18 protein-coding genes are annotated in these 20,101 nt (G+C 61.1%); 1 reads left to right on the plus strand and 17 read right to left on the minus strand.

The window, feature by feature from the left end; translation table 11 throughout:
* Nucleotides 1-161 precede the first annotated feature (161 nt).
* From rseP to queA, 13 genes are all read right to left on the minus strand, one after another.
* Complete coding sequence (rseP, locus tag DDE77_RS10580; RefSeq protein WP_108397437.1) at nucleotides 162-1,298, minus strand: RIP metalloprotease RseP; 1,137 nt, start codon at nucleotides 1,296-1,298, stop codon at nucleotides 162-164.
* Between the two features lie 33 nt (nucleotides 1,299-1,331).
* Complete coding sequence (locus tag DDE77_RS10585) at nucleotides 1,332-2,192, minus strand: phosphatidate cytidylyltransferase (RefSeq protein ID WP_157959771.1); 861 nt, start codon at nucleotides 2,190-2,192, stop codon at nucleotides 1,332-1,334.
* Complete coding sequence (locus tag DDE77_RS10590; RefSeq protein WP_425430746.1) at nucleotides 2,189-2,920, minus strand: undecaprenyl pyrophosphate synthase; 732 nt, start codon at nucleotides 2,918-2,920, stop codon at nucleotides 2,189-2,191. The genes DDE77_RS10585 and DDE77_RS10590 overlap by 4 nt, the downstream gene beginning before the upstream one ends.
* Before the next feature lie 60 nt (nucleotides 2,921-2,980).
* Entirely contained in the window at nucleotides 2,981-3,538 is a 558-nt protein-coding gene (gene frr, locus DDE77_RS10595; protein WP_108397440.1) for a ribosome recycling factor, read from the minus strand.
* Between the two features lie 13 nt (nucleotides 3,539-3,551).
* Entirely contained in the window at nucleotides 3,552-4,271 is a 720-nt protein-coding gene (gene pyrH, locus DDE77_RS10600; RefSeq protein WP_108397441.1) for a UMP kinase, read from the minus strand.
* A gap of 200 nt (nucleotides 4,272-4,471) precedes the next feature.
* A complete protein-coding gene (gene tsf / locus DDE77_RS10605; RefSeq protein ID WP_108397442.1) occupies nucleotides 4,472-5,401 on the minus strand; it encodes a translation elongation factor Ts in 930 nt (309 codons plus the stop codon).
* 61 nt (nucleotides 5,402-5,462) lie between these two features.
* On the minus strand, nucleotides 5,463-6,242 hold the full coding sequence (gene rpsB, locus DDE77_RS10610) for a 30S ribosomal protein S2 (protein ID WP_108397443.1): 780 nt from the start codon (nucleotides 6,240-6,242) through the stop codon (nucleotides 5,463-5,465).
* Nucleotides 6,243-6,615: 373 nt separating this feature from the next.
* Nucleotides 6,616-10,071, minus strand: coding sequence for a DNA polymerase III subunit alpha (gene dnaE / locus DDE77_RS10615; RefSeq protein ID WP_108397444.1), 3,456 nt, complete (start codon nucleotides 10,069-10,071; stop codon nucleotides 6,616-6,618).
* A gap of 1,062 nt (nucleotides 10,072-11,133) precedes the next feature.
* Nucleotides 11,134-11,889 carry a type I methionyl aminopeptidase gene (gene map, locus DDE77_RS10620; protein WP_108397445.1) on the minus strand — a complete coding sequence of 252 codons (756 nt, stop codon included), beginning with the start codon at nucleotides 11,887-11,889 and terminating at the stop codon, nucleotides 11,134-11,136.
* Nucleotides 11,886-13,523: a glucose-6-phosphate isomerase gene (gene pgi, locus DDE77_RS10625; RefSeq protein ID WP_108397446.1), complete on the minus strand. Its 1,638-nt coding sequence runs from the start codon at nucleotides 13,521-13,523 to the stop codon at nucleotides 11,886-11,888. Before pgi ends, map begins: the two co-directional genes overlap by 4 nt.
* A gap of 23 nt (nucleotides 13,524-13,546) precedes the next feature.
* The gene (gene tgt / locus DDE77_RS10630) at nucleotides 13,547-14,698 is read right to left on the minus strand and encodes a tRNA guanosine(34) transglycosylase Tgt (protein WP_108397447.1); all 1,152 of its coding nucleotides are present in this window, start codon (nucleotides 14,696-14,698) and stop codon (nucleotides 13,547-13,549) included.
* A gap of 41 nt (nucleotides 14,699-14,739) precedes the next feature.
* Nucleotides 14,740-15,366 (minus strand): exopolysaccharide biosynthesis protein, encoded by a 627-nt coding sequence (locus DDE77_RS10635; RefSeq protein ID WP_108397448.1) that lies wholly within the window; start codon nucleotides 15,364-15,366, stop codon nucleotides 14,740-14,742.
* Nucleotides 15,363-16,451: a tRNA preQ1(34) S-adenosylmethionine ribosyltransferase-isomerase QueA gene (gene queA, locus DDE77_RS10640; protein WP_108397449.1), complete on the minus strand. Its 1,089-nt coding sequence runs from the start codon at nucleotides 16,449-16,451 to the stop codon at nucleotides 15,363-15,365. Before queA ends, DDE77_RS10635 begins: the two co-directional genes overlap by 4 nt.
* 106 nt (nucleotides 16,452-16,557) lie before the next feature.
* Here queA and uvsE point away from each other — a divergent pair, with 106 nt between their 5' ends.
* A complete protein-coding gene (gene uvsE, locus DDE77_RS10645) occupies nucleotides 16,558-17,592 on the plus strand; it encodes a UV DNA damage repair endonuclease UvsE (RefSeq protein ID WP_108397450.1) in 1,035 nt (344 codons plus the stop codon).
* Nucleotides 17,593-17,806: 214 nt separating this feature from the next.
* On the opposite strand, the gene DDE77_RS10650 is transcribed toward uvsE, so the two are convergent.
* The 4 genes from DDE77_RS10650 to coaD form a co-directional block, all read right to left on the minus strand.
* Complete coding sequence (locus DDE77_RS10650; RefSeq protein WP_108397451.1) at nucleotides 17,807-18,256, minus strand: DMT family transporter; 450 nt, start codon at nucleotides 18,254-18,256, stop codon at nucleotides 17,807-17,809.
* Between the two features lie 85 nt (nucleotides 18,257-18,341).
* The gene (locus DDE77_RS10655) at nucleotides 18,342-18,821 is read right to left on the minus strand and encodes a peptidylprolyl isomerase (RefSeq protein ID WP_108397452.1); all 480 of its coding nucleotides are present in this window, start codon (nucleotides 18,819-18,821) and stop codon (nucleotides 18,342-18,344) included.
* 206 nt (nucleotides 18,822-19,027) lie between these two features.
* Nucleotides 19,028-19,579: a peptidylprolyl isomerase gene (locus DDE77_RS10660; RefSeq protein ID WP_108397453.1), complete on the minus strand. Its 552-nt coding sequence runs from the start codon at nucleotides 19,577-19,579 to the stop codon at nucleotides 19,028-19,030.
* The gene (gene coaD / locus DDE77_RS10665; protein ID WP_245895162.1) at nucleotides 19,576-20,070 is read right to left on the minus strand and encodes a pantetheine-phosphate adenylyltransferase; all 495 of its coding nucleotides are present in this window, start codon (nucleotides 20,068-20,070) and stop codon (nucleotides 19,576-19,578) included. Before coaD ends, DDE77_RS10660 begins: the two co-directional genes overlap by 4 nt.
* Nucleotides 20,071-20,101 lie beyond the last annotated feature (31 nt).

Genomic DNA, 20,101 nt, shown 5'->3' on the forward strand with positions numbered 1-20,101 from the left:
TGCCCGGAGACTCGCCATGCACAGCGCTCCCCCAGACTAACTCCACTGCACCGTTTTACCGCCTTTTTAACCAACGACAAGGCGGAAGCCGAGACGCGGTTAGCAAATGCTTGGCGCACTTGTAATCCTGCAACACCTTACAAACCAAGGTTAACTGCTCGTTAACTCAGGGTTCGCAAATAGGCGAACAGAGTATCGTTGAAGAGCGTGAACACCATAAGGGCGAGGACCAGGGCGAAGCCGAAGCGAAACCCTATTTCCTGTACCTTCATGCTGAGCGGACGCCCCCTCACAGCTTCAACCAAATAGTACATGAGGTGTCCGCCGTCGAGCATAGGTACAGGCAAAAGGTTGAATATTCCAATATTTAGCGAGAGCAGCGCAGTTAGATTTATGAGTGCGACGATCCCCAGCGTCGCCACCTGCCCGGAAACCTGCGCAACTTTGACCGGTCCGCCAAGCTGCTCCACGTCTCCGCGCCCGACAAAAAAGTCACCCAGGAACGCTGCGGTTCTCTGGATAATGAAGCGGATCTCCTCAAGCGTCATGCCGATGGCCTCGACAGGACCAGGACGATAAAGCGTCACATCGGTTTGGCTTACATCGCGACTGACACCAATGCGACCGATGCGCTGCGTGTTGCCAAAGCGGTCTTCGACTTCAGCGGCCTCGGGGGTCAGGACAATGGTTTCGGCCCCAGAATCGCGCTCCAGTGCGATAGTCACAGGGCGCTGCGGGCTCGTGGCGACGAGGCGCTGGAAATCCTCAAAGCCACGAACGGCGTAGCCATCTACGGCGACGATCCGATCGCCGGCTTCGATACCGGCCGATTCGGCAACGGAGCCTTCGATAACCGAGCCGACGACCGGCGGAATGGTGTAGCGACCATAGCCGAGCAGCAGGGCATAAAGGATGAGGAAGGTCAGAATGACATTGGCAAGGGGGCCGGCTACAACAACGGCGATGCGCTGCCAGACGTGTTTGTTGGCAAAGAGGCGTGGTGCAAGCTCTGGGTCAGCCTTGGCAATGAGCTCGGTATCGGGTGTGCTTGCGGCGTTCATGTCGCCGACGAAACGGACATAGCCACCCAAGGGAATAGCGGAAATGCGCCAGCGGGTGCCCTGCCTGTCATCCCAGCCGAAGAGTTCCCTGCCAAAGCCTATGGAGAAAGTTTGGATCGCCACGCCATTCCAGCGCGCAACCAGGTAGTGACCCATTTCGTGAACGAAGACGATCACCGTCAAAACGGCAAGAAATGGAACAACGTAGGATAGCAGCCAGTAGATGAACTCGAACATGGTGTTCCTTATGCGCGGCAGGTGGGCGCCAAGCTACCAGTAGAGCAAGCCCTGCGCGACCGCATTGATGCCCATGTGTAGCGAGCCAATCAGCAGCACCAACAAAACGCCAAATGTTAGGCTGTCCATGCGGTCCATCAATCCGCCATGACCCGGAATGATGTCGCCGCTGTCCTTGATGCGGAAGTGGCGCTTGATGGCACTTTCAGCCAAATCTCCGGCCTGGCCAAGGACGCTGATGCCTATGGCGATGAGGAGCCCGATCCACCACGGAGAATCTGTCACGATGATCCAGACGATCAATCCCGCCCCTGTCCCTAAAGCCAACCCTCCCAGAGCACCCGACCAAGTCTTGGATGGCGAGATCTCGGGCGCCAGCTTTTCTCCGCCGATTTGCCGGCCGGCGAAGAAGGCGGCCGAGTCGGTCATCCAAACGACCGTGCCCAGATAGATGCAGGCCAGGATGCCAGCTTGTGTGTCGCCCCTTAAAATAAGGGCTGACAGGATAACGGCGCCATAGACGCAAAGCCCGATAACGCGCCACCAACGGCTTTCACCGGGTATGGCGATGGCAAGGGCGCAGGCCAGAGCGATGATCCCAATGGTACCGGCGGGACCGAAAAGCGGAAACGCGAGGCCGGATAAGCCAACCAGAACGATCAAGACGATACCGGCCGGGGTTAAAGGAGCACGGGAAACCATGGTTTCCCACTCGCGGTACGCAAGGGCGAAGACGCCGCCTACCGCAGCGGCAAAGACATAGCCGCCGATGTAAAGAGAGGCGATTGTCAGCGCGATTAGCACTGCAGCTGAGCCGAGACGAGGCCCCAAATCGGACCAACGGCGGCGGCGCGCTTGAGAAGGCTCAGTGGGCATGCCGCCAGAATCACTCAAGGCTGCGCCACCCCAATACCGCCAAAGCGCCGGTCTCGTAGAGAAAAGGTCTCAAGAACCTTGAGAAAGCTCTGCTCGTCGAAATCGGGCCAATACTCGTCCACAAAGACAAATTCAGAATAGGCTGCTTGCCAGAGGAGGAAATTGGAGATGCGCTGTTCGCCACTGGTGCGGATGATCAAATCAGGATCGGGCAAGCCAGCGGTATAGAGTGCGGCTTCAATGGCCTGCTCGGTAATGTGCTCGGGGGAAAGGCGACCCGCTGCCACCTCGCGCGCCAGCCGACGCGTCGCCTCGGCGATCTCGGCCTTGCCGCCATAGTTGAACGCCACCACCAGTACCAGGCCGGTGTTTGAAGCAGTCTTGGCTTCCACATCGTCGATCAGGCGAACGAGGGAGGGCTCGAGGCCCTCGCGGCTGCCGATGATGCGCACCTGCACATTGTTGCGGATCAGCTTTTGGAGATCGGAGGCAACAAAGCGCCGCAGCAGGTTAAAGATGAAGGCGACTTCTTCGCGGGGACGGGTCCAATTCTCCGAGGAAAAGCTGAAAACCGTGCAATGCCCAACGCCATAATTGATGCAAAGCTCAACCAGGCGCCGCAGCGCCTTGACGCCCTCGACATGCCCTTCGGTGCGCCGCTTGCCGCGGGCCTTCGCCCAACGGCCATTGCCGTCCATGATGACGCCAAGATGCACAGGAATGCGCAGCCGGGCGGGCTGCGCTATATTTGCAGAAGTGGCGGTATCCATGGACATCCACGCCCTCCAGGCGCAGTTAATAGCAGCCTAGACCTGCATGATTTCGGCTTCTTTTGCCGCCACGATCTGATCGATCTCGGCCACAGCTGCGTCAGTTGCCTTCTGCACCAGATCGGCCTGCACTCGCGAATCGTCTTCGCTCATGCCTTCCTTCTCGGCCTTCTTGAGCGCATCCATGCCGTCGCGACGAATATGGCGAACGGCAACGCGCGCGGCCTCGGCATAGTTGTAGGCCACCTTGGACAATTCCTTGCGGCGCTGCTCGTTGAGTTCCGGCAAGGGCACGCGGATGACCTGGCCCTCACCCATAGGGTTGAGGCCAAGGCCGCTGTCGCGAATGGCTTTCTCGACGGCATTGGCCATCTGGCGGTCCCAGACCTGAACGCTCAGCATGCGCGGCTCCGGCACAGTGACGGTTGCCACCTGATTGAGTGGCATGCGCGAGCCATAAGCCTCAACCGTCACAGGCTCCAGCAGGCTCGCACTGGCACGACCCGTCCGCAAACCCGCCAGTTCATCTTTCAGGGAAGCGACGGATTTCTGCATGCGTGTTTTAAGATCAGCGAGATCATAGCCACTGGCCATCTTGGAATTCCTTTTAGTTCGACTTGCCTACGCGGGTCGAGCGAGAGGTGCCGGAGAGTACGCCAGCAAGTCCTGCCTCGTCGTTAAGCGCGTATACGATAATGGGCATGTTATTGTCACGGGCAAGAGCAAAAGCCGCCGTGTCCATCACACGCAAATTCTTGCCGATGACCTCATCATAGCTGACAGTGTCATAGCGGGTGGCATTTGGATCGGTCATTGGGTCCGCCGAATAGACCCCGTCGACCTTGGTGCCCTTGAGCACCACGTCACATTCGAGCTCGATGGCCCGCAAGGTGGACGCCGTATCGGTGGTGAAGAAGGGATTGCCGATTCCGCCGCCGAGCACAACGACATAGCCGTCCTCAAGTGAGGCTTTGGCTTCCCGCGCGGTGAAAGTGTCCGCCACAGATGGCATGGAAACGGCGCTATAGGGTTTCGCTTTCGCACCCTGCCGGGAGATGGCGTTGCTGAGAGCAAGAGCATTGATCATAGTGCCCAGCATGCCCATGAGGTCAGCCGTTACACGGTCGGTTCCGTCGGCGGCGCCCGCCATGCCGCGGAAAATATTGCCGCCACCGACAACCACGGCGATCTGGACACCGGATTTTGCAGCATCCGCGATCTGCTTGGCGACAGCCTGGAGAAATGGTGGCTCAATGCCGAAGGAATTGTCACCAGCCAGGGCTTCGCCCGATACTTTGAGGAGAACGCGTTTGTAGGCAGGCGCCATAGGCGATCCCCTCGAGCAATATATAACAACGGGACACCGAATCCGGCGATACCCGGGCGACCCTATGCAATAGCGCATTGGAGGGGAAGAACCTCGCTGTCACAATGGGCAGCTTGGCAGGAGTTGCGCCCTTTTCCGGTTAATCGATGATCACCGGTTAAGCAGCGGACGGACCTAGAGTCCGCCCGCCGATGAGTAGCTTACTGCTTGACGCCAGAAGTTGCAGCAACTTCGGCCGCAAAGTCAGACTCGACCTTTTCAATGCCTTCGCCGAGGGCGTAACGCACGAACTTGGTCAGCTTGATCGGAGCGCCGACGTCCTTCTCGGCATTCTTGATCGCGTCGCGAACCTTTGTCTCGCCATCGATTACGAAGGTCTGGGCCAGCAGCGTGACTTCTTCGAAGTACTTGCGCATGCGGCCATCGACCATCTTCTCGGCGATATCGGCGGACTTGCCGGATTCCTTGACCTGCTCAAGGATGATGGCGCGCTCGCGCGCAACCACGTTCTGATCGAGCTCTTCGGTGTCGATTGCGAGCGGATTGGTAGCAGCGATGTGCATGGCCAACTGCTTGCCAAGAGTCGACAGGGCAGCCTTGTCGCCAGTGGATTCAAGCGCCACCAGAATGCCGATCTTGCCGAGACCTGGCTTTACAGCATTGTGGACATAGCTTTCCACCACGCCGTCCGTCACGGAGACGGTTTCGGTACGACGCAGGTTCATGTTCTCGCCGATCTTGGCGATAGCTTCGGTCAGCTCAGCGGAAACGGAGTGGCCCGAGCCTGGGAACGGCATTTCACCGAGCTTGGCGACGTCGCCATCGGCGTCGAGGGCAAGCTTGGCAACATTGCCAACAATGCCCTGGAACTGCTCGTTACGCGCAACGAAATCGGTTTCCGAGTTCACTTCGACAACGGCAGCCTTGGTGCCGGCGGTCACAACGCCAACGAGTCCTTCAGCAGCCACGCGGTCGGCCTTCTTGGCAGCCTTGGCAAGGCCACGGGTGCGCAGCCAATCGACCGCTGCTTCCATGTCGCCATTGGTTTCAGCCAAAGCCTTCTTGCAGTCCATCATCCCGACGCCGGTCGAGTCGCGGAGCTGCTTGACCATTCCTGCAGTGATTTCCATAGGTTCACCTCTTGGCGGCCCCTTTCGGGGCCGCATTGTTCAGATCAAAACGATGCTAGCTTCAGGCAGCCGGCGTGGCGGCCGCGTCGTCAGCCGGCAGATCTTCAGCCGGAGCGCGATCGGAAGCACCAAGGTCAGCACCGAGAGCGGTGGACGAGCGGCCGATGCCGTCGATTGCAGCCTTGGAGACCAGCGACACATAGAGTTCCAGGGCGCGCGAAGCGTCGTCATTGCCGGGGATAGCATAGTCGACAGTGTCGGGATCGCTGTTGGTGTCGACGATCGCGATCACAGGGATACCCAGACGACGGGCTTCCTTGATGGCGTTTGCTTCCTTGTTGGTGTCAATCACGAACAGAAGCGAAGGAACATTGCCCATGTCCTTAATGCCGCCCAGGTCGCGCTCAAGGCGTTCCTGCTCGCGGGACATCATCAGGCGCTCCTTCTTGGTGCGCAGGGCGAGATCGTCTTCGCTCATCGATTCGAGTTCGCGCAGACGCGAGATCGAGTTCGAGATCGTCTGCCAGTTGGTCAGCGTGCCGCCGAGCCAGCGGGAGTTCACATAGTACTGGGCGGACTGCTTAGCAGCGTCAGCGACCAGCGGAGCGGCCTGGCGCTTGGTGCCGACGAACAGCACGCGGCCGCCGTCTGCAACAGTGTCCGAGATCAGCTGCAGGGCGCGGCTGAGGGCTGGAACAGTTTGCGAGAGGTCCAGAATGTGGATGTCGTTGCGAACGCCAAAGATGTAGCGCTCCATCTTTGGGTTCCAGCGGTGCTTCTGGTGACCAAAGTGAACGCCTGCTTCAAGCAGTTGACGCATAGAAAAATCGGGCAGTGCCATGATGGCTGCTCCTTGTTTACCGGTTGATGCCGCCACGAAGCCTTGCGGCGGTTACCCGCCACCGGATGGATTTCCAATTGCTCGGAAAGCCTGCCTCGTGTGTGAGATCGCGCTGACGCTCAGTCAAACGCATGGGCGATATAGGGGAATGGCAGGTGGTTGGCAAGGTGTTTGGAGGAGTTCGGCTCCGTGGGTGATGAAGGAGTGTGGCACGGGTGGGATGGTGAGGGCAGAAGGGGGAGATTGTGCGCGACTGTAGGGTGGCGGGTTCGCAAAGTGCAGAGCCCTCGGGTCGAGCCCGAGGGCGACGCGCTGTGGGCGGGCACGAACGGAGAAGGGCAGAGCGGAAGATGAGTGCGCCGCGCTGGTGCCCTTAGTGGAACCGGACGTCGGTGACCCCCTCCAAGGCCTTGATGCCCCCGGCTACTTCGGCGGTGAGGCGATACGTGCCGGGGAGTTCAATTTCGTACTCCCTCGCGCCGCCGTCTCGGATAACCACGAAGTTGACGCTCCCCTCCCCGCCGCGCTTGAGCTGGGCGCCAATGGACCCCAGGGCTTTCTGGTCGGCGGCGAAGATGGTGAGGCGCCGGTCTATCTTTTCGGCAATGCCATCGATCGGCTGCGCCGAAAGAAGACGCAGGCTGACGCCTTCGGCGCGCTCTTCAGCGCCGACCTGCAGGATCACGGATTTGCCGGGCTGCAGCACAGCGCCGAACTCGTTGATCTGCTCGGAAAAGGCGATCACTTCGAAGCTGCCGGTTTGGTCGGACAGCGTCAGGATCATCATGGGCGTGCCCTTGCGGGTACGGCGATCCTGCCGCGAACCGATGGTGCCGGCGAGGCGGCCGGCCGAGGCGCCGTCCTTGACCGCACGTTCGAAGTCGCTCCAGCGCTGCACACGCAGGCGCTCGAAGAGATCGGCATAGGCATCGAGCGGGTGGGCCGACAGGTGAAAGCCGATGGCGGAGAGTTCGCGATCGGCGCGTTCGGCCGTGGTCCAAGCAGGAACGCCTGCCGGCAGGCGAATGGTTTCGGGTTCGCCCGCGTCGAACATGTTCCATTGGCCTTCGTTGCGCTCGGCGGTGAGAGAGTGGGCCATGCCCAAGACCTGCTCGATGGCAGCAAAGGCCACCTCGCGGCGCGGTACGATGGCGTCAAAGGCGCCGGCATTACACAGCGTTTCAAGCGTGCGCTTGCTGAGAACCCGCGGATCGACCCTGCGGGCGAAATCCCCCAAGTCCTTAAACGGCTTGTTGCCGCGCACTTCGACGATGTGTTCGGCGACCTGCCGGCCGACGCCCTTGACGGCGCAGAGGCCATAATGGACGCGCTTGTCCTTGACCGAAAAGACCACTTCGGAGCTGTTGATGCAGGGTGGCACCAGCTCGATCTTGAGGCGCTTGGCCTCGCTGCGGAATTCCGCCAGCTTGTCGGTGTTGCCCATATCGAGCGTCATCGAAGCCGCAAGGAATTCGTGCGGGTGATGCGCCTTGAGATAGGCGGTCTGATACGAGACGAGAGCGTAAGTCGCCGCATGGCTCTTGTTGAAGCCGTAGTTGGCGAACTTGGCCAGCAGGTCAAAGATGGTGTCGGCTTCGGCCTGCTTGAGGCCGTGCTTGATCGCGCCTTCGCGGAAACGCTCGCGCTGCGCGTCCATTTCCGCCTTGATCTTCTTGCCCATGGCGCGGCGCAGCATGTCGGCTTCGCCCAGAGAATAGCCTGACAGGAGCTGGGCGATCTGCATCACCTGTTCCTGGTAGACGATGATGCCATAGGTTTCGTCGAGTACCTTCGAGAGGTCGGGATGCGGGTATTCCACCTCTTCGCGGCCGTGCTTGCGGTCGTTAAAGAGCGGGATGTTGTCCATCGGGCCGGGACGATAGAGCGCCACAAGGGCGATAATGTCCTCGAAGCGGTCGGGCTTCATGTCGACAAGAGCACGGCGCATGCCGGCGCCTTCCACCTGGAACACGCCGAAGGTGTCGCCACGGGCATAGAGCTCGTAGGTCGCTTTGTCGTTGATGGATATGTCCTCGATTCGGAAATTACCGCCGTCCAGGTTCACCATGTTGACCGCGTATTGCACGGTGGTGAGGGTTTTCAGGCCCAGGAAGTCGAACTTGACGAGGCCCGCCGCCTCGCTCCACTTCATGTTGTATTGGCAGACCGGCATGTCGGAGCGCGGGTCACGATAGAGCGGCGCCAGATCCTGAAGCGGACGATCGCCGATGATGATGCCGGCGGCGTGGGTCGAGGCGTGGCGAAACAGGCCCTCGAGATTGCGCGCAATAGCCACGAGGTCGGCAACGGTTTCATCTTCGTCGGCCATGGCCTTGAAGGCCGGGACTTCGTTGAGCGTGCGCTCAATCGACCATGGATCGGCCGGGTTGGCAGGCACGAGCTTGCAGATGCGGTCCACTTGGCCATAGGGCATCTGGAGCACGCGGCCGACGTCGCGCAGCACGGCGCGGGCCTGCAGCGTTCCGAAAGTGATGATCTGGGAAACCTGCTCGAAGCCGTATTTCTTCTGGACGTAGCGAATGACCTCTTCGCGCCGGTCTTGGCAGAAGTCGATATCGAAGTCGGGCATCGACACGCGTTCGGGATTAAGGAAGCGCTCGAACAGCAGGTTATAGGCCAGTGGATCAAGGTCGGTGATGGTGGTGGCATAGGCCACGAGCGAGCCGGCACCCGAGCCGCGGCCTGGACCGACGGGAATGCCCTGCGACTTGGACCAGCGGATGAAGTCTGCCACGATCAGGAAGTAGCCGGGGAACTTCATGGACTGGATGATGCCCAGCTCGAACTCCAGCCGCTCCCAATATTCCTCGGCTGTCTTGCCGGGTGCGGGGCCGGGATTGGCGAGGCGGTTGCGGAGCCCCTCCTCCGCCATGGCGCGCAGGGCTGCGGCTTCAGCAGCAACGGCATCTTCGTCGCTCAGGTCTGGGGCGGCCGCGAATTTAGGCAGGATCGGCTTGCGGGTACGGGGGCGATAGCTGATGCGCTGCGCGATCTCGACGGTAGAGTCGAGTGCCTCGGGAATGTCCGAAAACAGCTCGGTCATCTCCGCGCGGGTCTTGAAATAGTATTGGTCGTTGAGCTTGCGGCGCTCGGTTTGCGCCAGGACGGTGCCGCCGGCGATGGCGAGCAACGCGTCGTGGGCTTCGAATTCCTTGATCGACTTGAAAAAGGGCTCGTTGGTCGCGACCAGGGGTATGCCCTTGCTATAGGCGTAGTCGATCAGGCGCGGCTCGACACTGGCTTCCTGCGGGCGACCGTGGCGCTGCAGTTCCATGTAGAGGCGGTCGCCAAATAGGTCTGCGAGGCGGTCGAGGCGGCGGATGGCATTAGCGTCCTGCCCCTGGGCAAAGGCCATGTCGATGGCACCTTCGGGGCCGCCGGTGAGGCAGATCAAGCCTTCAAGGCCTTCGCGGCTGAGCCAGTCGAGCTTGGCACGGGCTACGCCGTCCTCGCTCTGGAGGTATGCCTTGGAGACGAGTCGCGACAGGTTCTCAAAACCGTTTTCCGTCTGCGCCAACAAGACGACGCTGGACTTGCCCGCCCACGCCACGTGGCCGCGCTCGCTGACCCGCTCCTCGGCGGCGGCGAAGTCGATCGCCAGTTCCACCCCAGCAAGCGGCTGAATGCCCTTCTTGCTCGCCTTTTCGGAAAACTCCAACGCACCGAACAGATTGCCGGTGTCGGCAATGCCAAGGGCGGGCTGATTATCCGCCGCTGCAAGCTTCAGGATGGTTTCGAGCTGCAGCGCGCCTTCAAGAAGCGAATAAGCCGAATGGACGTGGAGATGAATAAAACCGGGACCGCTCATGCGCCAACCTTTAGCACCAGCAGCCCGCTCTCCCCACAGCGCGCTGCCCGCAATCCACAGAAGGTCACACGAGTCGGGTCAGCAAATCCATCCAGGTCAGCGAGCCGATTGTGAACGCGCCCAAGGTCACGAATGCAGCAAGATCCTTCAAGAACATCAGCATCTCTATCTCCTTTGTTGCTATATTGTTCTTTTAAGTTCCTGGTTCGTTCCTGTCCAGTGTGAGGAGTGGGGAGAGCGGGGAATGGCCGGTCTTGGTTAGCGAAGTGTTAGGCTTTGCCGTAGCGCGGACATGCCAAAGCGCCGCCCCTGGTGCGTTTTGAACAGCGTTGATGTGGCGAGGCCCTGCCTCGGAGGTAGTTTAGTGTAGTGAGACAAAGCCTCGCCACATCAGATGGGATTTTAGGCTGATCCCGGCGCGACTCTGGACGAGAGGCGTCAATAGCCCCCACAATCACTTCCGCCGTCCTACGGGGATCGCGACATCCCCGCCCCATCTGCCCCTTCACAAGCCGGTTCGCGCGACCCGCTGGTTAGTGAAGGCAGTGGGTGGAGGATAGCGCAGGGGGATGGTGGGGGGAGAAGCGGGAGAGATTTGTTCTGTGCGGGGGGAGAGGACCCCCACCTAGCCTCCCCCTGGGAGGGGGAGGGACTGGTGCGGTGGATTAGCCACACGCACTGTGTCATCCCGGGCCTGACCCGGGATCCATCCTGAGATGGTGCGTTGGTGGAGGTGGTCCGTTCTGACCACCTTGCGGTTGGGGTGGATTTCGGGATGGGCCCCGGGTCGGGCCCGGGGTGACATTGTGGGTGGGGTGGGATGGTGCCACTTCCCCGGTCGTCATCCTCGGGCCTGACCCGAGGAGACTGCACTAGCGGAGCGATCCCTAAGTGCAGGGCCCTCGGCTCAAGGCCGAGGGTAACGACTGGTGGGTGAGCGGCAGACAGGCTCACCATGAGGCCTTTGGGAGTGCTGTGTGTGGCTAGATAGCCGAGGGGCGAGCCTGGGGCGCGGGTCCGGGGAATGACCCCCCAGCTGCAGGTAATCAGCGGCTTACCCGTTTATGCCGCCAGGGTTACTACGACGGCGCCGCGGGGGGTGGCTACGACTGTGTGCTCATATTGCACGCATGGTGCGGACGGCCGGCTGACAAGGGTCCATTCGTCGTCGGCCGATTTCTGGTCAGCCATCTTGCCGCCGAGGGACAGGAATGGCTCGATGGTGAAGACGAGGCCGTTGGTCATGCGGCGGCGTTCGGATTTGTCGGGCCAGGTGGCGATTTCGCCGGGTTCGTCGTGCAGGCTGTCGCCGACGCCGTGGCTAGCGAGGTTGCGGATCAGGGTGTAGCCGCCTTTTTTGGCGAACTTGCCGATAGCGTTACCGATGTCAGCCAAGGGGGCGCCGGCCTTGACGGCGCCAATGCCAGCCCACATGGCCTTCTTGCCGTCGCGGCAGAGGGTGACGAGGCGCTTGTCCCCCTGCCCCAGCACGAAGGACGAGCCGCAATCGGCGAAGACGCCGTCTTTTTCTGCAGACACGTCGATGTTGACGAGGTCGCCTTCGTGCAGCACGCGGTCACCGGGAATGCCGTGGGCGATCTCTTCGTTGACGGAGATGCAGGTGGCACCAGGGAAATCATAGGTGAGGATCGGGGCGGATTGAGCGCCGTGCTCGGCGAGCAGCTTGGCGCCGATTTCGTCCAGCTCAAGCGTCGTCATGCCCGGGCGCATGGCTGAGGCCATAGCATCTCGGGTGATGGCGCAGATGCGACCGATAGCCTTGAGCTTTTCGAGCTGCTCTTCGGTGGTGATGGTCATTTGTGAGCCAAATAATAGGCGAGCAACCCTTGCGTGGAGCTGTCATGCCCCTCCCCGCTCTGCTTGCCTTCGACCTTTGGCAGCAACGCCTTGGCCAATTGCTTGCCCAGTTCCACGCCCCATTGATCATAGGAATTGACGTTCCAGATCACGCCCTGAGTGAAGACCTTGTGCTCATAGAGAGCCACGAGAGAGCCGAGGGTTTCGGGGGTCAGCTGCTCGTAGAACAGGGTGTTGGACGGACGGTTGCCCGGGAACACCTTATGGGGGGTAAGTTCCGCAATCATCTTCTTGTCGAGCCCCTGCGCCTTGAGTTCGCCGACTACTTCTTCTTCGGTCTTGCCCAGCATCAGGGCTTCGGACTGTGCCAGGACATTGGCGACAAGCTTGTCGTGGTGCGGCGGCAGCGATTCATGGGGGCGCGCCGCGATCAGGAAATCGCATGGGATGACGTCGGTGCCCTGGTGAATGAGCTGGTAGAAGGCGTGCTGGCCATTGGTACCAGGCTCGCCCCAGACGATGGGGCCGGTGGACCATTTCACTGGCTTGCCAGCCAAGGTCACGGACTTGCCGTTGGATTCCATATCCTGCTGCTGCAGATAGGCGGCAAAGCGGGAAAGGCGCTGATCGTAGGGCAGCACGGCGTGGGTGGAGAAGCCCCAGACGTTGCGGTACCAGACGCCGAGGAGCGCCATGATGACGGGCAGATTGCTTTCGAGCGGGGCGGACAGGAAGTGCCGATCCATGGCGTCAGCGCCCTGGAGGAACTTGCTGAAATTGTCGTAGCCAACAGCCAGGGCGATCGGCAGGCCGATGGCGGACCAGACGGAGTAGCGGCCGCCAACCCAATCCCAGAAGCCGAAGATGCGGTCTTCGCGAATGCCGAATTTGGCGCAGGCGGGTATGTTGGTGGAAACAGCGGCGAAGTGGTTGGGCACCGCTTCTTCGCCCAGCGTATCGGCAATCCAGTCGCGGGCCGAATTGGCGTTGGTCATCGTCTCGTCGGTGGTGAAGGTTTTCGAGGCGACGATGAACAGTGTTTTCTTCGGGTCGAGGCGCTTGAGCGTGTCGTGGATATGTGCGCCGTCGACGTTCGAAACATAGTGGGCGCGCAGGTCGGGGCGGGTATAGGGCTCGAGCGCCAGCGTGACCATGGCGGGGCCGAGGTCGGAGCCGCCGATGCCGATGTTGACGACGTCGGTGAACTGCTCGCCGCCATGGCCGCGGATCTGGCCCGAGCGGACCGCGTCGGAGTAGTTGCCGATGGCAGCAAGGACGCTGCGAACATCGGGCATGACATCCTTGCCGTCCACCGGAACGGGCTTGTCGCCCTGGTAGCGCAAGGCCATGTGCATCACGGCACGATCTTCGGTGATGTTGATGTGCTCGCCTTCGCACATCTGGTCTCGGCGTTCTTCAACGCCGGCGGCGCGGGCCAGGTCAAACAGTGCGGCCATCGCATCTTCGTCGATGCGATTCTTTGAATAGTCGAGCAGGATGCCGGCGCCCGTGGCGGAATAGCGCCGGAAGCGATTGGGATCGATGGCAAATTGCACACGCATGGGCTGTTCTTCGAGCCGTTTGCGATGCTTGTCCAGGTTGGTGAAGCTGGCTTTGCGCCCTGATTTCGCCATGTCGTTTAAACCCTTCCTGAACGTCAGATAGTTGGCAGATCGCCTGCGGCCCATGCTGCACGCGTTTCCGCCGCAAAGTCGCTAAAGCGGCCGCCCTCGATCGCTCCGCGGCAGCCCTGCACGAGCTCTTGATAATAGGCCAGATTGATCTGCGAAAGGATCATCGCGCCCAAAATCTCTTCTGTCTTAACGAGGTGATGGAGATAGGCGCGGCTCCAGCGGCGGCAATTGGGATTTGGTGACGCTTCATCAATGGGACGATGATCATCCCTATGCCGAGCGTTTTTCAAATTGATGACGCCAAAACGGGTATAGACGTGGCCGTGCCGGCCTGCGCGGGTGGGATGGACGCAATCGAACATGTCGATGCCGCGCCCGATGGCGCCCAGGATGTCGTCAGGCTTACCGACACCCATGAGATAGCGCGGGCGGTCGGTGGGCAGCTCGGGCGTAATGTTTTCGATGACGCGGAACATGACGTCCTGCGGTTCGCCAACGGCAAGACCGCCGACGGCATAGCCATCAAAACCGATGGATTTGAGACCCTGGGCCGAGCGGGCCCGCAGCTCGGCATTGTCGCCACCTTGCACGATGCCGAAGAGGGCTCGGTTGAGCTGGTTGTTGAACGCGGTCTTGGAGCGATCGGCCCAGCGGAGCGAGAGCTCCATGGCCCGTTCCATTTCCTTGTAGTCCGCGGGCAGCTTCAAGCACTCGTCGAGCTGCATGATGATATCGCTATCGAGCAGCGTCTGGATTTCAATGGAACGCTCGGGGGTAAGCTCGTAGCTGGAGCCATCGATATGTGAGCGGAAGGTTACGCCTTTTTCCGTCAGCTTGCGGAGCTGGGCCAGCGACATGACCTGGAATCCGCCAGAATCGGTGAGGATTGGGCGCTGCCAATCCATGAAGTCATGCAAGCCGCCCTGGGAGGCCACGCGCTCGGCGCCGGGGCGGAGCATCAGATGGTAGGTGTTGCCCAGGAGAATATCGGCGCCAGTTTCGCGCACCTGCTCGGGATACATAGCCTTGACCGTGCCTGCCGTACCCACGGGCATGAAGGCAGGCGTCTGGATGTCGCCACGTGGCGTATCGATGCGGCCGCGTCGCGCCATGCCATCGGTAGCGGACAGGGTGAAGGTGACGAGTTTGTCGGGGGCGGAGGTTTGGGCGTTCATGGGGCAGCGTCATAACCGTCCCGAGGGCCCGTGTCACCACTTCAGGGCAGTCCGCCCAGCGCCATGGTGCCCAGATGGAAGGCGCCGAGGATGATCGCACCGGCGATCATGAGGCCGACCAGGCTCGCCAGCACGCCAATGATCACGCCCACGCCGTCGCGGTTGAGCATGGAAAAGGCGATGATGCAAAGGCCGACATTGGGGATGGCGTTGATCAGGGGCACGGGAAAGACCATGACCAAACCCACCACGATGACGAAGATCGCATAGGGGAGATTGGCGGCGCCGCTGGTCATCCAGCGAAGGCGCGGACGCGAGAAGCGGGCAAGAATGGCGGTGACGCGCACCACCTGCTCGCTTGCCTTGAGCAGCAGGTTGAGCCGGAGTTTGCGGTTACCGATGATGGGCGGCAGGCGGATCGGCCGGCCCAGCAGCATGGCAATGGCGATGAGGATCGTGGTCCAGGCGATGGTGCCGCCATAGCCTGGTGGGCCGGGGACCATGTTGAAGAGCGAAACCACCAGCAAGAGCAGCCGGTGGGCCCTTGGGCCGAGCATGACGATCAGCCCAGAGAGTGTCAGGTGGGACTGGTCACCTTCGGCGGCGCGCTGCAAGGCTGTGGCGATGCGGGCGGCGTAACGGGTGACGGGGGTTCCCTGGGTCGTCAAGGGTCGCGCCCGTCGTCCGCCGGCTGGGGTGCCCGCAGCAGCAGCGACGAGTCGCCATAGGAGTAGAACCGGTAACCGTTTTGTATCGCGTGCGCGTAGGCGCTTTTCATCACGTCCATGCCGGCAAAAGCACTGACAAGCATGAAAAGCGTCGATTTGGGCAGGTGGAAATTGGTCATCAGGGCATCCACGGTGTGGAAGCGGAAGCCGGGGGTGATGAAGATGTCCGTATCGCCGATAAAGGGCTGCAAGGTGCCGGTGGCGCGAGAGGCGGTTTCGAGGAGGCGCAGGCTCGTGGTGCCGACTGCGATGACACGGCCGCCAGCGGCCCGGCGGGCGTTGATGCGTTCGACAGTGGCTTGCGTCAGCTCGCCCCATTCGGAATGCATGACGTGGTCTTCGGTGTCTTCTGCCTTCATGGGGAGGAAGGTCCCTGCCCCGACATGCAAGGTGACGCGCTCGATGGCGATGCCCTTGTCGGAGATTTGCTGGAGCAGGCTTTGCGTGAAGTGAAGGCCAGCGGTGGGCGCAGCCACGGCGCCGTCATTGGCAGCATAGACGGTCTGGTAATCGATGAGGTCGCGGTCTTCAACGTCGCGCTTGGCGCCGATATAGGGCGGCAGCGGCATGGCGCCGTGGGACTTGATGGCCTCATCGAGCTGGGCGCCGCCAAGTTCGAATTCAAGGGTGACTTCGCCGGTGTCACCCTTGCCCGATACGCGAGCCTTGAGCGTGCCGGACTCGCCATTGCCCAGTTCCAGATCGTCCAGCAGCGCCAGTTTCTTGGCCGGGCGGGCGAAGGCGCGCCATGTGTGGGCGTCCACGCGCTTATGAAGGTTGAAGGACACGCCGGCGCGGTTTTCACCTCGGATGCGCGTGCCGCGCAGCTCGGCGGGGAGTACGCGGGTGTCATTGACAACGAGGACGTCGCCTGCCTGCAGCAGGTTCAGCAGATCGGGGATATGGAGATCCGAGAGACCCTTTTCGGGGTCGACCAGCAGCAGGCGCGCTGAATCACGCGGCTCGGCCGGATGAAGGGCGATGAGGTTCTCGGGCAGGTCGAAGTCGAAATCAGAAACGCGCATGGGGCGTCGTTAGCACGGCGATGGCGCCTGTGGAATGGGTGGGTGGCAAGCCGCCTATGCGGGAACGGCGGGCGCCCGCGGCGCATTGCGCTAGCCGGAGGTCAGCATGAATGAAGTACCGCTGCGGCTGGGCGTGCCTGTCAAGATCATGGGCAATCCCGAGCTGAAAAGCCACGATGCGCGCCGCTCAACCAGCGAGCCGCATCTCAAGGTTTCGCTGGGCTATCTCGACGCCATTTTCGACTATCTGGGCAAGCACAAGATCAACATGTACCGCATGTCGTCGGATCTGGCGCCCTATGCGACGCATCCGGATATGCCGCAATTTCATTCCATGGTGCGCGACAGCGCGGCTGACCTGGCTGCCATTGGTGCGCGGGCCAAGGCGCAGGGTTTGCGGCTGTCGTTCCACCCCAGCCAGTTCATCGTCCTTAATAGTCCGGATCCGGAGCTGGTGCGCAAGAGCACATGGGATCTCGCCTCTCAGGCGGAGATGCTGGATTTGATGGAGCTGGGGCCAGAAGCCGTTCTGGTGGTGCATGTGGGTGGTGTCTACGAGGACAAGGAAAGGGCGCGCGCGCGTTGGGTCGAGACGTGGCCGACCCTGCCCGAGCCAGTGCGGCGGCGGCTGGTGCTGGAGCATGATGATCTAAGGTTTTCAGCGGCGGATGTGCTGTGGATTCACGAGCATACGGGTGTGCGGCTGATCTTCGATCATCAGCATTTCTGGTGCCTGAATCCGGAAGGCGCCGACATGCGGCAGACGCTGGAAGCGGTGTTGCGGACGTGGCCGGAAGGTGTGCGGCCGAAGGTGCATTTCTCATCGCCCCGGACCGAGATGCGGCAGCTGGTGCGCAAGGATCGCAAGACGAAAAAGCCTGTGACGGTGAATGCGGCGCCGGTTTGGACGGGTCATGCCGACTTCGTCAATCCGTTTGAGTTCATCACCTTCATGCGGGTGGCGGCTGGGCTTGAGTTCGATGTGATGCTGGAGGCGAAGGTGAAGGACCTGGCGCTGATAAAGCTGAGGCCGGATCTGGTGCGCTATGCGCCGGATGTGGCGGCGCGGTTTGGACTGGGGGCGGACGCACAGGCTGAGCTGGAGGCGGAAGAAGCCGGGGTGCTGGAGGTGGAGGGGTAAGCTTGGGGTGCGGAACCAAGCACCCCCACCTCGATCCTCCCCCTGAAAGGGGGAGGTGTCGACTGAGGGATTGTTGGTCTGCCCGAAATTACCCTGTACCGGCGTCATCACCTGGCTTGTGCCGGTGATCCTACCGCAGCCTGGCCGATGCCGAGATGGATTGCCCGGACGAGCCGGGCAATGACGGTAGGGTGAGATCGGGGCCGTTAGCTGATCAGAGCAGGCGGATCATCAACGCGCCGGTAACAAGGAGCATGGCGCCGGCTATGCGGCCGAGGGAGATTTCGCGGACGGCCATGCCCATGAAGCCAATCTTGTCGAGGAACATGCCCCCGATGAGCTGGCCGGCTACAGAAAGCGCCATGACGGCGGCAGCGCCGAGCATGGGGGTAAGCATGATGTTGGAAAAGACGTAGAACGCGCCGAGGACACCGCCGGCGACAAAGGTCCACGGTGCGGGAGCGCCGAAGTTGATCGGGGTGGAGCTTGCCGCGCTGTAGATGAAGGCGATGATCCAGAGGAGGATCGCACCGGCGACGAAGGATACGCCGGCCGCCGCGATGGGCACGTTGAGGCTGCGGCCAAGCTGGGCGTTGATGGGCGCCTGGGTGGCGATGCAGGCGCCTGCGACGATGCCCATCAGGGTCCACAAGATGACGTCCATGCGCAAGCGCGGCTCCTTTGAGTGACAGGCAAAAAGAACCCCCGGGGATATGCCCGGGGGTTCTGTATTTCTAGACTGACGATTCTCAGGCCGCGATGTCGGCGGCGACTTTGACCGAAAGCATCTTGTCGGGATTGATCACGGGCTCGCCGCGCTTGATCTGGTCGACATTTTCCATGCCTTCGATGACCTTGCCCCAAACAGTGTACTGCTTGTTGAGGAAGGGCGCGTCGGTGAAGCAGATGAAGAACTGCGAATTGGCCGAATCCGGGCTCTGGGCGCGGGCCATGGAGGCGGTGCCACGCACGTGGGGCTCGTTGTTGAATTCCTGCTTGAGGTTCGGGTACTTCGAACCGCCTGTGCCACGGCCATCGGGGCAGCCGGTCTGGGCCATGAAGCCCTCGATAACGCGGTGGAACACGATGCCATCATAGAAGCCTTCACGTGCCAGCTTCTTGATGTGAGCGACGTGGTTTGGCGCCAGATCTGGGCGCATCTCGATTACGACATTGCCCTTGGTAGTTTCGATGACGAGGGTGTTTTCCGGATCGGCGTATTCGGCCATGTGCTTGGTCTCTCTGTTCGATTATGGGGCGGGTTTAGTGTGATTGGGCGGTGGGTGCAACTACTGGACGGGCAACAGACACGGTGTCACCCAGGCGGAGGACGGGGTCCATCTTGAGATGTTTTCACCATTGCACCAAGACCAGACACCTCAGGATGGATCCCGGCCTTCGCCGGGATGACATCGTGGAATGTTGATAAAACTGGCTACTTATACTCGATCTTGGCTTCGACGATCTTGTCGGGGTTGGCGACCTGGCCGTTCTGTTCGGCAGGGCCTTTTTCGATAGCGTTTACCGCATCCATGCCGGACACGACCTTGCCGAAGACGGTGTATTGGCCATCAAGGAAGCTGGCGTCGCCCGTGGTGATGAAGAACTGTGAGTTGAAAGAGTTGGGGTCCTGCGAGCGGGCGCCGCCCACGATGCCGGGCTGAAAGCTTTCGCTGTTGAACTCGGCTTCCACATCGGGAAGTTCGGAGCCGCCCATGCCGGTGCCAGTCGGATCGCCCGTCTGAGCCATGAAGCCCTCGATCACGCGGTGGAAAACGACACCGTTGTAGAAGCTTTCGTTCGTAAGGGTTACGATGCGCTCGACATGCTTAGGCGCAAGGGCGGGCAGCAGTTCGATATCGACTACGCCGTCTTCAAGGGTCAGGATCAGATGCGGCGTGCCGGTTTGGGCGAAGGCAGGTGCGGCGCTCAGGGCAGCGGCACCGATGACAAGGGCGCCAAACAGGCGACGAGTTATGGAGATCATTTGTTCTTGAGGGCCTTCAGAACGATTTGCGGGACGAAGGCGGAAATATCACCGCCCATTTCAGCGATTTGGCGCACCAATGTGGCCGAGATATGCCGAACCGGTGGGCTGGAGGGCAGGAAAACGGTTTGCAGGTCCGGCGCCATCTGAGCGTTCATGCCGACCATCTGCATTTCGTAATTGTAGTCGGTGGTGTCGCGCAGGCCGCGAATGATCAGCTTGGCGCCGTTTTCCCGGGCGGCATTGACCATGAGCCCGGAGAAATCGACGACGCGGAACTCGGTGTCGGTGCGCTTGCCGACGGGTGCCAGCACCTGTTCTAGAATGGCGAGCCGGTCAGCATGGGCGAATAGCGGAGTTTTCTTGCCCGGGTTGATGCCCACAGCCACCACGAGGGTATCCACCAGCTTGCAAGCGCGTTCTATGACGTCCAGATGCCCATTGGTCACCGGGTCAAACGAGCCTGGGTAAAAGCCCACCAGATCAGCCACGACGCCCCTCCCCCTTGTTGTTGATCAGGTT

The organism is Devosia submarina, from assembly GCF_003056345.1.
Taxonomy (GTDB): Bacteria; Pseudomonadota; Alphaproteobacteria; order Rhizobiales; family Devosiaceae; genus Devosia; species Devosia submarina.

Excerpts from the sequence above, each read along its gene's own strand:
- queA (WP_108397449.1), bottom strand. The coding sequence starts at position 16,451 with ATGCGCGTTTCTGATTTCGACTTCGACCTGCCCGAGAACCTCATCGCC.
- uvsE (WP_108397450.1), top strand. The coding sequence starts at position 16,558 with ATGAATGAAGTACCGCTGCGGCTGGGCGTGCCTGTCAAGATCATGGGC.
- pgi (WP_108397446.1), bottom strand. The coding sequence starts at position 13,523 with ATGGCGAAATCAGGGCGCAAAGCCAGCTTCACCAACCTGGACAAGCAT.
- tgt (WP_108397447.1), bottom strand. The coding sequence starts at position 14,698 with ATGAACGCCCAAACCTCCGCCCCCGACAAACTCGTCACCTTCACCCTG.
- rseP (WP_108397437.1), bottom strand. The coding sequence starts at position 1,298 with ATGTTCGAGTTCATCTACTGGCTGCTATCCTACGTTGTTCCATTTCTT.
- DDE77_RS10660 (WP_108397453.1), bottom strand. The coding sequence starts at position 19,579 with ATGATCTCCATAACTCGTCGCCTGTTTGGCGCCCTTGTCATCGGTGCC.
- tsf (WP_108397442.1), bottom strand. The coding sequence starts at position 5,401 with ATGGAAATCACTGCAGGAATGGTCAAGCAGCTCCGCGACTCGACCGGC.
- map (WP_108397445.1), bottom strand. The coding sequence starts at position 11,889 with ATGACCATCACCACCGAAGAGCAGCTCGAAAAGCTCAAGGCTATCGGT.
- frr (WP_108397440.1), bottom strand. The coding sequence starts at position 3,538 with ATGGCCAGTGGCTATGATCTCGCTGATCTTAAAACACGCATGCAGAAA.
- rpsB (WP_108397443.1), bottom strand. The coding sequence starts at position 6,242 with ATGGCACTGCCCGATTTTTCTATGCGTCAACTGCTTGAAGCAGGCGTT.
- pyrH (WP_108397441.1), bottom strand. The coding sequence starts at position 4,271 with ATGGCGCCTGCCTACAAACGCGTTCTCCTCAAAGTATCGGGCGAAGCC.
- dnaE (WP_108397444.1), bottom strand. The coding sequence starts at position 10,071 with ATGAGCGGTCCCGGTTTTATTCATCTCCACGTCCATTCGGCTTATTCG.
- DDE77_RS10650 (WP_108397451.1), bottom strand. The coding sequence starts at position 18,256 with ATGGACGTCATCTTGTGGACCCTGATGGGCATCGTCGCAGGCGCCTGC.
- DDE77_RS10655 (WP_108397452.1), bottom strand. The coding sequence starts at position 18,821 with ATGGCCGAATACGCCGATCCGGAAAACACCCTCGTCATCGAAACTACC.